Below are 13194 nucleotides of genomic sequence, written 5' to 3'. Positions count from 1 at the left end.
TGTCGTGAGGATTATCAAGCTTGTTCGACGATCAAAAGATAGGCAGATCGCAGCACAGTCGGTCGGCAGAGCCTGCTGCTCCTGCTCATCATCCCGTCCTGCCGTTTATTGAAATAACCTAGCGGGGCTTCGTCAGTAAGACCTCTCCGTAGAAAGGTAGTTGTAGCCTGGCCGATTTGTGCGCCCACCAATATCGGAAAGCTTTGACAGTTTCGAACGTCGAATGTTGCTGCTTTCCTTCAACAACATCAAGCGCCGAAGTTGTGCTCCGTTCAGGAGCGAGTCGAACAGGACGAGGATCTCCCGCGCTTGAACGTACACTTCCATACTGATGGCGTGTTGATCGAAACCGTACGATCGAAGGCGGGCTTCGATATCAAGCGCAGCAGCGCCGTCTAGTTGCCAATCCAGGGCGTTATTGATGGTATAGAGTTCGGCGACGTCCTGGAATTCCGGCGCAATACCGGTGAGGTCGACGCGGCGAAGCGTCATCTCGATAGCCTTCTGGCGGTATGTGCTCAAGAGCCTATGCCGCAGGATGCGATATCGCTGCATTTCCCACGAAAGTTCTGCGATGTATATCGCGAGCAGCCATTCGACGGCAGATCGGGGATTGAGGTCGCGGAAGATTGCGGACTGGATCGCTTGATAATGGTCGATATTCTCCCCAGGCAGAAGTTGCGGCGGAGGACAGAGCGCCTCGAACTCGGACGGTAGCGCGCCCGCAAACTGCGGCTGAGGTAGGCTGACAGGACCATTCATTGACCTTGTGCCTCCGATAGTAGATGCGAAGGCGGTGCAGCCCCTGTTGTTCCGTTCGCCAGATGGACGGCGCTGCCATCCCAAAGCTGCTTTGCAATCGGCAGCGGCGAAATTTGCAAGTTGGTCCACCAGGCTCTTTCGTCTCCGTGTCGGTGCAAGGATCGATGATGCGATCGGCAAAGCGGCACCGTGAACTCGTCGCTGACTTTGCGTCCCAGGGTCCGCGGCTGAACGAGAATGCCAGTCCTTTTTGCAGCAATCTTATTGCTCATGCTGCGGCCAAATCTGCGCCCTCCTATAAGTCACAGATCGAAGCCAATGGAGCGCGGTAACCCATTTGAGGACCCAACTTGCGCTCGCTCGCTCGCCACTCGGGACTCCGCTCGACTCTGAGGCTGATGCGGTCAATCGGGTCGACACAAGCATCGTCTTACGTATCCAAGCAACTTTCAGATAGTTGTACGCAATATCCGTGCGGCGAGAACAGCTATTGATCGCAGCGCCGATTGCGCCGAAGCTTGACGCCGACTGGAGGCAAGCCGAAGGGAGCGGCTGATGCCACAAACTCTCCAAGAGCAACTAGATCACGTTGAGCGTGAGATCGAACAGTACATCGAATTTGATAAGGCAGAAAAAACTCGCTTCAATCGCGAGTCTCACTTATGGACCGCGGAGGATCGCATCGAATGGCAGGAGACACAATCTGACAATGCCCAAAGACTTCGCGAGCTCTTCGAAATACGAGACGCATTGCGCGGCCAGCTAGGCCAGTAAAGCCGCAGTCGGATGTTGCGCCAAGTCGGAGAGGGCTTTGACCGAGAGCGCAAGAACCCCGGGTACGAGACCACGTTCGCACCAACTGCGCTGGGGACGTCAGGACAGACGGCATGACTTCAGAACAAAGAATGGAAGCGAACCGGCTGAATGCCAAGCGAAGCACCGGGCCAGAACGGATGCCGGAAAAGCGCGATCGAGCCGCAATGCCCGTCAACATGGGCTGTCGCGTCTAGGCATGGAGGACGACGTCAACTCCAGCCCATTGGCGCGCACAATCACGGCAGGCTACCCGGAGCATCAGAGCTCGTTCGCCATGGATGATCTCGTTCGAGCCAATCTGTGGCTCGGTCGCATCCGCCAAGCCCGCCAGGACATGCTTACTGCATTCATGGAATGTCCGAGTACGAAGCTGGCGAAGCGTCTTGCTGGATTGGAGCGCTATGAGAAACCGATCCGGGCCGCACAACGGCGGGCGCTGAAGCGCTGGCTTCAAGAGATGTGATAAAGAAGGGACGCGCGGGCGGCTGGACGCTGAACGTCGGGGCCTCGCGTCTAAAGAGCCTGTCGAAACCCGTGTCCTGTCAATCGCACGAACGATGAGGATTTCAATCTGGCTCAATCGTGCGCCAATCGAGCAAGGAGCGTGGCGGCATCGTGAATTCGCCACGCACGAATCGCTGGGGCTACCGCGCTCGTCTAAGCCAATGTGGGGCCATGCCGCGCCTCAAGCCCGCTCTCGACCGCTCTTCGTTCGCTGCTGTGCTTTTGCATGAACCGGTGAAGCTTGCCGTGCACCTGGCCCTGGATGCACATGCACAGCCTTGGCGGCCAGCGGCTCGCCGCATTCAGAGCAAACCATGACGGGATCGAACATCCTCTTGCAGCTCTTGTGCTCGTGCAGCATCGGCCGTCCGCGCGAGTCGACCATGTGCACGTTGCCCCAGTGCACGATCGACATGATGATGGGGTACAGATCCAGGCCCTTCTGCGTCAGGATGTATTCGTAACGCTTTGGTGCGTCCTGATAAGGGATTTTCCGCAGCACGCCGAAGCGCACTAGCTTCTTCAGCCTGTCGGCGAGCAGATGGCGGGTAATCCCTAGCGACGCCTGGAAGTCGTCGAACCGTCGGATGCGAAGAAAGCACTCGCGAAGGACGAGCAGACTCCAACGATCACCGATCACAGCGACGGTGCGGGCCAGGGAGCACGGCTCCTCTTCAAGTGCATCCCATTTCATCAAATTCCTCCACTTTTCCGACTGCCGTAAAATAAATTCTAAAACGGAACTTATATGATTTCAATAAGATACCTTTCTTAGCGGCATTGGATGACGACTATCATTATTGACAGTTCTATAACAGAACTTATGGTTCGGGCCGGGTCAGAACGAGGCGGCAGTCGAACGAACCGCCAGTATCGAAGGGAAGAGCGTTCCATGGCTGCTGCGCTGAAGGCCGAGTTTCACTTCGATTTCGGAAGTCCCAACGCTTATCTGGCCGAGCTCGCATTGCCGGATATCGAGACGCGCACCGGGATCAGGTTCGACTATGTCCCGGTCCTTCTTGGCGGCGTCTACAAGGCGACGGGCAACATGTCTCCGGCGGATTCGCTGCGCGGGATCAAGAACAAGCCGGAATACAATGCGCTCGAGACCGCGCGCTTCCTGCGCCGCCACGGCATCACGAAGTTTACGCCGAACCCGTTCTTTCCGGTGAACACGTTGAGCCTGATGCGCGGGGTCGTCGCGGCGGAATTTGAAGGCCTGTTCGAGCCCTATTTCCGCGCCGCCTATCATCATATGTGGGTCGAGCCCAAGAAGATGGACGACCCGCAGGTATTTCGCGCGGCGTTCCTGTCCTCTGGTCTCGATATTGACCGCATCATCGCGCGCGCCCAGCAGGATGACGTCAAAAAGAAGCTGATCGAGAACACCACGCGTGCCGTGGAGCGCGGCAGCTTCGGCTCTCCGACCTTCTTCGTCGGCGACGAAATCTATTTTGGCAAGAACAGTCTGCGCGACGTCGAAGAGGAAATCCTCGCGCAGCTCGCCAGCGCCCGGCGCAAGACGGCGTGATCATAACATCAAGGCAAAACTAACAGGCAAAAAGCCGTTTCTCAGGGAGGATGCCGTGGTCTCATTGACCCAGGAGACAATCGGGAGCGTGGACGGTCTGCCGAGCCGGATCCATCACGTAATGGCGCCGCACGTCGCAGCAACGCCGGATCGCGTGGCACTGGTCGACGACACGGCGACGCTGACCTATCGTGAACTTGATGCGGCGGTTCAGGCCACCGCTGACAAGCTGCAGACGCTTGGCATTCGCGCCGGCGACCGCATGATGATCGTCAGCGAGAATTCGATTCCGCTCGCTTGTCTGCTGCTCGCCGCGAGCTTGCTCGATGCTTGGGCGATCGTTGTCAATCCGCGGCTGTCCCCGCGCGAGGTCGACCAGATCCGGAATCACAGCGGCGCAAGGCGGGTGTTTTTCACTGCCGGAGTGTCGCAGGAAGCCGCTACCCATGCTGCACGGTGCGATGCGCCGGTGCAGGAGCTTGGGCCGTTGCGCGATATCGGGGCGACCGCCCTGAACACGGACACGGCGGCGGAGCCGGTCGAAGCCGATGGCGCCAAACAAGTCGCAGTTCTCATCTACACCTCTGGCACCACGGGCACGCCCAAGGGCGTAATGCTGACCCACCGCAACCTCCTGTTCAGTGCGCGCGGCACCGCCGCGTGGCGCAGGATGACCGCGGCTGACGTGCAATATTGCGTGCTGCCGATCTCGCACATCGTGGGCGTCTCGCTACTCACCATGACCTTGATGGTCGGCGCGAGGGTGCGCCTGGTCGCAAAATACGATCCGGCAGCACTGGTGAAGGCGATGGCGGAGGAGGGCATCACCATCCTCAACGGCGTGCCTGCGACCTATCAACGCCTGTTGGAGTACCGCCGCAATGCCGGCCTGCCAAAGCTCGATCGCGGCGCCCTGCGCTTGATCGCGGTCGCCGGCGCGCCGCTTGACCTCGAACTCAAGTCGCGCGTCGAGCAGGAGCTGGACTTACCGCTCCTGAATGGCTACGGGATCACGGAATGCTCACCGGGCATCTCGGGCGTGCGGAGCGAGTCGCCCAGGGCGGATCATGCGGTGGGGACAGTCCTGCCGGGCCTCGAGGCCAAGCTCGTGGGCCGCGACGGCAAACCAGTGGCGGGGGATGCGGTCGGCGAACTCCATGTCCGTGGGCCGAACGTGATGCGCGGCTATTATCGGGCACCGGATCTGACCGCGAAGGCGATCGATCCCGATGGCTGGTTCAATACCGGCGATCTGGCTCGCTTTGAAGGCGATGTTCTCTACATCGTTGGGCGCACCAAGGAGATGATCATCCGGTCAGGATTCAACGTCTACCCGGCTGAGATCGAGGCCGTGCTGAGCACGCACGAGTCGGTGGTGCAATGTGCCGTCGTCGGCCGGCCGGTCGAAGGCAATGAGGAAGTTGTCGCCTTCGTCCAGCTCATCCAGGGTTCGAAGGCGACGGCGCAGGATCTGCTAGCCCACATCGCTCCGCAACTCACCTCATACAAGCGACCCTCGGAAATCATCCTGATCGACGCGCTGCCAGCGACGTCCACCGGCAAGATCCTGAAGCACAAACTGGCTGAGTCGCTGCGCAGTCCTGGCTGACGCCTTGCCTGACAAGAAGCTCTCTCGGAACGGAGGAAAAGGCATGCAAAAGAGACACGAGACCGCAGCCGTGATCGGTGCAGGAGACTACATCGGTGCCGAGATCGCCAAGAAATTCGCCGCCGAGGGATTTTCGATCTATGCCGGCCGCCGCAACGGTGACAAGCTGGCGCCGTTGGTCAAGGACATCGAAGCCGCGGGCGGCGAAATTCACGCCCGTTCGCTCGATGCCCGCAAGGAGGAGGAGATCATCTCCTTCCTGAACGACGCGGACAAGCATGCGCCGCTCGAGGTCTGCATCTTCAACATCGGTGCCAACGTTAACTTCCCGATCCTCGACACCACCGAGCGGGTGTTCCGCAAGGTGTGGGAGATGGCCTGCTATTCCGGTTTCCTGGCGGGACGTGAGGCGGCGCGGCTGATGACGGCTCGCGGCGGCGGCAAGATATTCTTCACGGGCGCGACGGCGTCGCTCCGCGGCGGCAGCGGCTATGCCGCCTTCGCCAGCGCGAAGTTTGGCCTTCGAGCGGTCGCGCAGGCGATGGCGCGCGAGCTGGGTCCGAAGAATATCCATGTTGCGCATCTCATCATCGACTCCGGCGTCGATACGGAATGGGTGCGCCAGCGCCGCATCGAGGCGCTTGGCCCCAATGCGCTCGACAATCCCGACCTCTTGATGCCCCCGGCAGCCGTCGCCGGCGCCTACTGGCAGCTCTACCAGCAGCCAAAGACTGCCTGGACATTTGAGCTCGAGATCCGTCCGTTCGGCGAGAAGTGGTAGGGAGCCGGTTCGATGGAGTTGGCACTGTCGCCGCAAGATGCTGCGTTCCGCGACGAGGTTCGTGCATTCATCAGGGATCATTATCCCGAGGAAATGCGCGTTCCGAATCCCGAGACCGATCTGACCAAAGAACAGTCGCTGCTCTGGCATCGCATTCTCTACAAGAAGGGCTGGATCGCGCCGCTGTGGCCCAAGGAGTATGGCGGACCCGGCTGGTCGATCACACAGCGCTTCATTTTCGAGCAGGAGACCTCCCGGGCCGGGACGCTTCCGCCGCTGGCTTTCAGCGTCACCATGGTCGGACCCGTCATCTACACCTTCGGCAACGAGGCGCAGAAGACAAAATTCCTGCCGCGGATCCTGTCCGGCGAGGATTGGTGGTGCCAGGGCTATTCGGAGCCGGGCTCCGGCTCGGACCTTGCGACGGTTAGAACAAAGGCGGTGCGCGAGGGAGACTACTACATCGTGAACGGTCACAAGACCTGGACCACGCTGGCGCAGCATGCCGACTGGATCTTCTGCCTTGTGCGCACCGATCCGAATGCGAAGCCGCAATCCGGCATCTCCTTCCTGCTGATCGACATGAAGTCCCCGGGCGTCACCGTGCGGCCGATCATCACGATCGACGGCAGCCACGAGGTCAACGACGTCTTCCTGGAAAATGTCCGCGTGCCGGTCGAGAATCTGGTCGGCGAGGAGAACAAGGGCTGGACTTACGCCAAATTCCTGCTCGGCAACGAGCGCACCAGCATGGCCGGCATCGGCCGCTCCACCCGCTACATCAACAAGCTGAAGCAGATCGTAAAGGCCGAGATACCGGCCGACGATCCGGCGCATCTCGAATTTCTGCGCGACATCGCCCGCGTCGAGCTCGACGTGCTGGCGCTGGAGGCAACTGAACTTCGCGTGGTGGCACAGATGGCGCGCGGCATCGATCCTGGTCCGGCGGCCTCGCTGTTCAAGATCCGTGGCACCGAGATCTTCCAGGACATCACCGAGCTCACGCATCGCGCCATCGGAAATTACGGGCTTGCCATCCGCGAGCACCCGGCCAGCGCCAACCATTTCATGCCGGGTCCCGATTACGGCCACACGGCGTCGGAGAAATATCTCAACTCGCGCAAGCTCAGCATCTACGGCGGGTCCAACGAGATCCAGCGCAACATCATCGCCAAAGCCGTGCTCGGGCTCTAGCCACACGGATCGGGAGGAGCGGATGGATATTCAGTTCACGGAAGAGCAGGAATTGCTGCGATCCAGCGTCCAGCGCCTGCTGCGCGACCACTACGATTTCGAGGCGCGGCGCAAGATCGTGGCGAGCGAAGAGGGCTTCAGCCGCAAGCAGTGGGACGCCTTCGCCGAACTCGGACTGCTCGCTGCGCCGTTTCCGGAAGACGCCGGTGGCCTGGGCGGCGGCCCGTTGGCAACCATGATCATCATGCATGAGTTCGGCCGTCACCTCGTCGTCGAGCCTTTCGTCGAGACGGTGGTGCTGGCCGGCGGCCTGATCGAGCACGCCGGCACGCCGGAGCAGAAGCAAGGCTTCATCCCGGGCATCATCGACGGGAGCAAGATCTGGACACTGGCCTGGACGGAGAAGGAATCTCGCTTCGACCTTGCCAAGGTGACCACAAGGGCGCGGCGCGAGGGGAGCGACTACGTTCTGACCGGCGCGAAGACCATGGTGATCGCGGCGCCCTGGGCCGACTATCTCATCGTCTCGGCACGGACCTCCGGCGACGACCGTGACCGCGGCGGCGTCAGCCTGTTCGTGGTCGACCGGCGCGCCGCTGGACTGGATCTCCAGAGCTTCAAGACGATCGACGGGCGCCGGGCCGCCGAGGTTGGCTTGCGCGAGGTGCGCGGGCAATTGATCGGGCGGGAAGGCGACGGCGTCGCCTTGCTGGAAGCCGGTCGCGACCGCGCCATCGGCGCGCTCTGCGCGGAAGCCGTCGGCGCCATCGGCGAGCTGAACGCCGCGACACTGGATTATTCGAAGACCCGGAAGCAGTTCGGCACCACCATCGGCTCATTCCAGGTGCTGCAGCATCGCATGGTCGACATGTTCATTGCCCATCAGGAGGCGCTCTCCCTGATGCAGCATCTCAGCCTCAACCTTTCCGCCGGTGATCCCGGCCTGTCGCGGCTCGCCTCAGGCGCCAAATCGAAGATCGGCTATGCCGGCAAGTTCGTCGCTGATCAGGCGGTGCAGCTTCATGGCGGGATGGGAATGACCGACGAGCTCAACGTCGGGCACTACTTCAAGCGTATCTCCTCCATCAACATCCAGTTCGGCGATCCCGCGTTCCACGTGCTGCGCTACGCGCAGCTGGACGCGGCCGCGTAAACAGAAGAGGTCAGCATGACGATTGAGGCAGTCATCGTTTCCACCGCAAGGACCGCCGTCGGCAAGGCCTATCGCGGCGCGCTCAACAACACGGACGGCCCGACCATGGCCGGGCATGTGATGGCCGAAGCCGTGAAGCGCGCGGGCATCGCACCGGATGAGGTCGAAGACGTCGTGATGGGCTGCGCCATGCAGCAAGGCACCATGGTGATGAACGTGGCCCGCAAGGGCGCGATCCGCGCTGGCCTGCCGGTCACTGTCGCCGGCACCACCATCGACCGGCAATGCGCGTCTGGCCTGCAGGCCATCGCGGTGGCCGCACGGTCGGTCATGCTCGACGGGGTCGAGGTCGCGATTGGCGGCGGAATCGAGTCGATCAGCCTCGTGCAGAACGAGCACATGAACAAGTTCCACGCCATCGACGACGAGCTGATGGCAATGAAGCCTGAAATGTACATGTCGATGCTGGATACGGCGGAGGTCGTCGCCGAGCGTTACCAGATCGGTCGCGACAAGCAGGACGAATACAGCCTCGAGTGCCAGCGCCGCGTCGGCGCTGCGTTGCAGGCCGGCCGTTTCGACGACGAGATCGTGCCGTTCACGACCAAAATGGCGCTGCTCAACAAAGACACGAAGGAAGTCACCTTCGAGCAGGTGACGCTCACCAAGGACGAAGGCCCGCGTCCGGAAACCACCGCCGAAGCTCTCGCCAGGATCAAGCCGGTGTTCGAGGGCAAGACCATCAGCGCCGGCAACGCCAGTCAGCTCTCGGACGGCGCTTCGGCCTGCGTGATCATGAGCGACAAGATCGCAGCCAGGAAGGGGCTGAAGCCGCTCGGCATCTTCCGCGGCTTCGTCGCCGCCGGCGTCGAGCCGGACGAGATGGGTGTCGGCCCGGTTGCCGCGATCCCGCGGCTGCTCAAGCGCCATAATCTGAAGATCGACGATATCGATCTCTGGGAGCTGAACGAAGCCTATGCGGTGCAGGTGATCTATTGCCGCGACAAGCTCGGCATCGATCCGGACAGGCTCAACGTCAATGGCGGCTCGATCGCGATCGGTCACCCCTATGGCATGACCGGCTCGCGCCTCACCGGGCACCTCTTGATCGAGGGTCGTCGGCGCAAGGCGAAGTACGGCGTGGTGACCATGTGTATCGGCGGCGGCATGGGCGCGGCCGGTCTGTTCGAAATCGTCCACTGAGCGGCAAAGGGGAGATCATTCGTGAAGACAGCAATCACTGAACTGTTCGGCATCCAGCATCCGATCATCCAGGGCGGCATGCACTATGTCGGCTTTGCCGAGCTCGCCGCTGCGGTGTCCAATGCCGGCGGCCTCGGCATCATCACCGGCCTGACGCAGCGGACGCCGGAATTGCTGGCCAAGGAAATCGCGCGGTGTCGCGACATGACCGACAAGCCGTTCGGCGTGAATCTCACGTTCCTGCCGACCTTCTCGGCGCCGCCGTATCCCGAATATATCGCAGCGATCAGAGAGGGCGGCGTCAAGGCGGTCGAGACCGCTGGCCGCAGTCCCGAACAGTACATGCCCGCGCTGAAAGCGGCGGGCATCAAGGTAATCCACAAATGCACGTCGGTCCGGCACTCGCTCAAGGCCGAGAAGATCGGCTGCGACGCCGTCAGCGTCGATGGTTTCGAGTGTGGTGGCCACCCCGGCGAGGATGACATCCCGAACATGATCCTCCTGCCGCGGGCCGCCGATGAGCTCAAAATCCCGTTCGTTGCCTCGGGTGGCATGGCCGATGCGCGCAGCCTGGTCGCTGCGCTCTCGATGGGCGCCTCGGGCATGAACATGGGCACCCGCTTCGTCGCCACCAAGGAAGCGCCGGTCCACGACAACGTGAAGCAGGCGATCGTCAAGGCCAGCGAACTCGATACCGTGCTCGTCATGCGCGCGCTACGCAATACCGAGCGTGTCCTCAAAAACAAAGGGGTCGCCCAGCTCGTGGAAATCGAGCGCGAGAAAGGCGCCAGCCTGAAGATCGAGGACATCCACGACCAGGTCGCAGGCGTCTACGCCAAGGTGATGGTCGACGGCGACATGGACGCCGGCGCCTGGAGCTGCGGGATGGTGGTCGGCCTCATCGACGACATTCCGACGGTCAAGGAGCTGATCGATCGCATCATGAGCGAAGCGGAGACGATCATCCGTCAGCGGCTGACCGGCTTCCTCGAGGGCGAGGTCGAGACGGAGAAGGCGCGCGCAGTCGCCTGATGCTGTGCCTCCGGGCACGGCATGGTCGCGAGCCGGCATGACGTGCCGGCCGAACATGGAGATCTGATCGCATGGGCGCACCTGTCTGTCTGATATCCGGCGTTGGCCCAGGCACGGGATCGGCGCTGGCGAGACGATTCGCCGAGGGCGGGTATCGCCTCGCGCTTCTCGCCAGGAATGAGGAGCGTGTCGCCGCGCTGGCGCAGGAGCTACCGGGCGCAAAAGCTTATCGATGCGACGTGTCTGATGCCGCGCAAGTCGAGGACGCGGCATCCGCCGTCGAGCGAGATCTGGGCAGTCCCGGTGTCGTCATTCACAACGCGGTAGGTGGCGCGTTCGGCCGGTTCAGTGAGATCGATCCGCAAATTCTCAACCGGAACTTCCAGGTCAACACGATGGGGCTGCTCTATCTGGCGCGGCGGTTTGCCCCCTCCATGACGCAGGCCGGCCATGGGGCCATCGTCGCGACCGGAAACACATCGGCGTTGCGGGGCAAGCCGGGCTTTGCCGGCTTCGCGCCGACCAAGGCGGCACAACGTATCCTTGCCGAGGCAATCGCGCGTGATCTCGGGCCGCAGGGCGTCCACGTCGCCTATGTCGTTATCGACGCCGTAATCGACCTTGAATGGACAAGGAAGCGTTGGCCGGACCGGCCGGACGACTTCTTCATCAAGCCGCGGGCCATCGCGGATGAGATCTGGCACGTCGTTCACCAGGACCGCAGTGCCTGGTCGTTCAATGTGGAGATCAGGCCGTTCGGTGAAGCCTGGTAGTTGGTAAGTCAGCAGGACCGCCACTCAAATCATAACAAGCTCAGGAGGAAATTTAGATGTTGATGAGGAAACTCGCGCTTTCCATGGCCGCGCTTGCGGCATTTGCCGCGATGCCGGTTCATGCCGACACGCCCGGTGTGACGGAATCGGAGATCAAGGTTGGGGCGACATTCCCGTTCAGCGGCCCGGCGTCTCCGCTCAGCAACACCGGCAAGGGCCTCATTGCGTACGTTCGTTCGATCAACGACCGTGGCGGCGTCAATGGCCGCAAGATCAACCTCATGACCTATGATGATGCCTACAGCCCGCCGAAGGCCGTCGAGCAGACCAGGAAGCTGATCGAGGGTGACGAGGTGGCACTGCTGTTCAGCCCGCTGGGGACACCCGGTCTCAGTGCGACCGTCAAATATGTGAACGGCAAGAAGGTGCCACACCTTTTCGTCGTCAGCGGGGCGACCAAGTTTGCCAATTTCACCGACTTTCCGATGACGACCACGGGACTGCCGAGCTACAACACCGAAGGCAAGATCTACGCGAAGTACATCAGCGAGACGAAGCCCGACGCAAAGATTGCGATCCTGTACCAGAACGATGACCTCGGCCGGGATTTCGTCGCGGCGTTCAAGGAGGCGCTGAAAGCCGATTTCGACCGGAAGGTGGTCGCCTCGCCCTACGAAGTTACCGAACCCACCATCGAGTCTCATGTGGTGTCGCTCAAGGCCTCGGGGGCCCAGGCCTTCGTGATCGCGGGCACGCCGAAATTCACCGCGCAGGCAATCAAGAAGGCGAGCGAGATCGGCTGGTCGCCGCTGACCATCATCAACTATGTCTCGAGCTCGGTCTCCGCTACCATTGTGCCTGCCGGAGCGGACAAGGCGGTCGGGGTTATTGCAGCCACGGTTACAAAGGATCCGAACGACAAGCGGTGGGCCGACGACCCGGGTATGAAGTGGTATCGCGAACACTTCGAGAAATATCTTTCCGGCTCCGACATTGGCGACAACAATTACCTGTTCGGGACCCAGCAAGGTCAGATCCTGGAGCAGGTGCTCAAGCAATGCGGCAACGACCTGTCGCGCGAGAACATTCTGAAGCAGGCGCGCAGCATCAAAGGACTCGTGCTTCCGACGCTGATGCCTGGTATTGCGATCAACACCGGCCCGAGCAACAGTATGGCGTACACGCAGCTTCAGCTGCAACGCTGGACCGGAAGTTCCTGGGAGCAGTTCGGCAGTGTTCTGAGTGCTGACCAAAACTAATCAGCACCAGAGCGCCCGTGATGCTGGGCTCTCCGTATCGGAGTTGGGGGCTTGGAGATTGATTTTCGACCTCAAAGACTCCGCTTCGACACGGTCGGCTGACCGATTTCAGCCGAGCATTCTCGGACATCCAAACAACGCGGATTAGTCGGTGCAGCCGAGGTTGATGGCATCGCAGGCGCAAATGGAACCTGCATGGGGCTGCCGGTAGTCATACACTCGGCCGGCAGCCCCATCGACAGTCCGCATTCGTCGTAAGCAGGCGCTGAACTCCGGCCAGACGTCTGGTCAACCTTCCGCAACCGACATCTCGATGGCTTGAGCGCGGGCGATGAAATCCGGCCGACCAGGAAAGGCCACAAGAAGATTGAGTGGACTATCTGCCGTAAAGAGCGAGGAAAATCCAACCCAACGCTCGGGAGCGCCTTTCGGCGCTCCCTTTTTCCTGTTCGGAACGCTTTGCAGGTTTGAGAGCCGGGATGTGCCGCTTATCTTGATGCGGTGCTTGAGAGCGGTGGTCCGCTCGTTGCTGCGCTGTTCGCAAATACTGTTCAGTGGTGACCCGCAAGATGACGGG

Annotated in this window: 13 protein-coding genes and 1 pseudogene; 11 read left to right on the top strand and 3 right to left on the bottom strand. The window is 61.3% G+C overall.

What is annotated here, in order from left to right; translation table 11 throughout:
• Positions 1-132: 132 nt before the first annotated feature.
• The gene (locus I6F33_RS32935; RefSeq protein ID WP_225145300.1) at positions 133-762 is read right to left on the bottom strand and encodes a hypothetical protein; all 630 of its coding nucleotides are present in this window, start codon (positions 760-762) and stop codon (positions 133-135) included.
• A pseudogene (locus tag I6F33_RS32930) lies at positions 759-992 on the bottom strand (single-stranded DNA-binding protein); the annotation flags it as partial. The pseudogene I6F33_RS32930 and the gene I6F33_RS32935, both read right to left, overlap by 4 nt.
• A 325-nt stretch (positions 993-1317) precedes the next feature.
• On the opposite strand from I6F33_RS32930, the gene I6F33_RS32925 reads away from it, so the two are divergent.
• Together I6F33_RS32925 and I6F33_RS32920 are read left to right on the top strand one after the other, a co-directional pair.
• Positions 1318-1536, top strand: a complete 219-nt coding sequence (locus tag I6F33_RS32925) for a hypothetical protein (protein ID WP_225145299.1) — start codon at positions 1318-1320, stop codon at positions 1534-1536.
• A gap of 238 nt (positions 1537-1774) precedes the next feature.
• Positions 1775-2041: a hypothetical protein gene (locus I6F33_RS32920; RefSeq protein ID WP_225145298.1), complete on the top strand. Its 267-nt coding sequence runs from the start codon at positions 1775-1777 to the stop codon at positions 2039-2041.
• A gap of 222 nt (positions 2042-2263) precedes the next feature.
• Here the strand turns inward: I6F33_RS32920 and I6F33_RS32915 are convergent, their stop codons facing one another.
• Entirely contained in the window at positions 2264-2776 is a 513-nt protein-coding gene (locus I6F33_RS32915; RefSeq protein WP_225145297.1) for a helix-turn-helix domain-containing protein, read from the bottom strand.
• A gap of 198 nt (positions 2777-2974) precedes the next feature.
• Between I6F33_RS32915 and I6F33_RS32910 the strand changes: the two genes are divergently transcribed.
• From I6F33_RS32910 to I6F33_RS32870, 9 genes are all read left to right on the top strand, one after another.
• Complete coding sequence (locus I6F33_RS32910; protein WP_225145296.1) at positions 2975-3613, top strand: 2-hydroxychromene-2-carboxylate isomerase; 639 nt, start codon at positions 2975-2977, stop codon at positions 3611-3613.
• A 55-nt stretch (positions 3614-3668) separates the two neighbouring features.
• Entirely contained in the window at positions 3669-5222 is a 1554-nt protein-coding gene (locus tag I6F33_RS32905) for an AMP-binding protein (RefSeq protein ID WP_346657220.1), read from the top strand.
• A 43-nt stretch (positions 5223-5265) separates the two neighbouring features.
• Positions 5266-6003 carry an SDR family oxidoreductase gene (locus I6F33_RS32900; protein ID WP_225145295.1) on the top strand — a complete coding sequence of 246 codons (738 nt, stop codon included), beginning with the start codon at positions 5266-5268 and terminating at the stop codon, positions 6001-6003.
• 12 nt (positions 6004-6015) lie between these two features.
• Positions 6016-7197, top strand: a complete 1182-nt coding sequence (locus I6F33_RS32895) for an acyl-CoA dehydrogenase family protein (protein ID WP_225145294.1) — start codon at positions 6016-6018, stop codon at positions 7195-7197.
• A 22-nt stretch (positions 7198-7219) separates the two neighbouring features.
• Entirely contained in the window at positions 7220-8350 is a 1131-nt protein-coding gene (locus I6F33_RS32890; RefSeq protein WP_225145293.1) for an acyl-CoA dehydrogenase family protein, read from the top strand.
• A 15-nt stretch (positions 8351-8365) separates the two neighbouring features.
• Positions 8366-9553 carry an acetyl-CoA C-acyltransferase gene (locus tag I6F33_RS32885; RefSeq protein WP_225145292.1) on the top strand — a complete coding sequence of 396 codons (1188 nt, stop codon included), beginning with the start codon at positions 8366-8368 and terminating at the stop codon, positions 9551-9553.
• Between the two features lie 21 nt (positions 9554-9574).
• Positions 9575-10585, top strand: coding sequence for a nitronate monooxygenase family protein (locus I6F33_RS32880; protein ID WP_225145291.1), 1011 nt, complete (start codon positions 9575-9577; stop codon positions 10583-10585).
• 71 nt (positions 10586-10656) lie between these two features.
• Complete coding sequence (locus I6F33_RS32875; RefSeq protein WP_225145290.1) at positions 10657-11358, top strand: SDR family NAD(P)-dependent oxidoreductase; 702 nt, start codon at positions 10657-10659, stop codon at positions 11356-11358.
• 56 nt (positions 11359-11414) lie between these two features.
• Positions 11415-12617: an ABC transporter substrate-binding protein gene (locus I6F33_RS32870; RefSeq protein ID WP_225145289.1), complete on the top strand. Its 1203-nt coding sequence runs from the start codon at positions 11415-11417 to the stop codon at positions 12615-12617.
• Positions 12618-13194: the final 577 nt, after the last annotated feature.

Origin of the sequence: Bradyrhizobium sp. BRP20 (genome assembly GCF_020194215.1) — a bacterium.
Lineage (GTDB): Bacteria > Pseudomonadota > Alphaproteobacteria > Rhizobiales > Xanthobacteraceae > Bradyrhizobium > Bradyrhizobium yuanmingense.
This window is presented reverse-complemented; position numbering and strand designations above follow the sequence as displayed.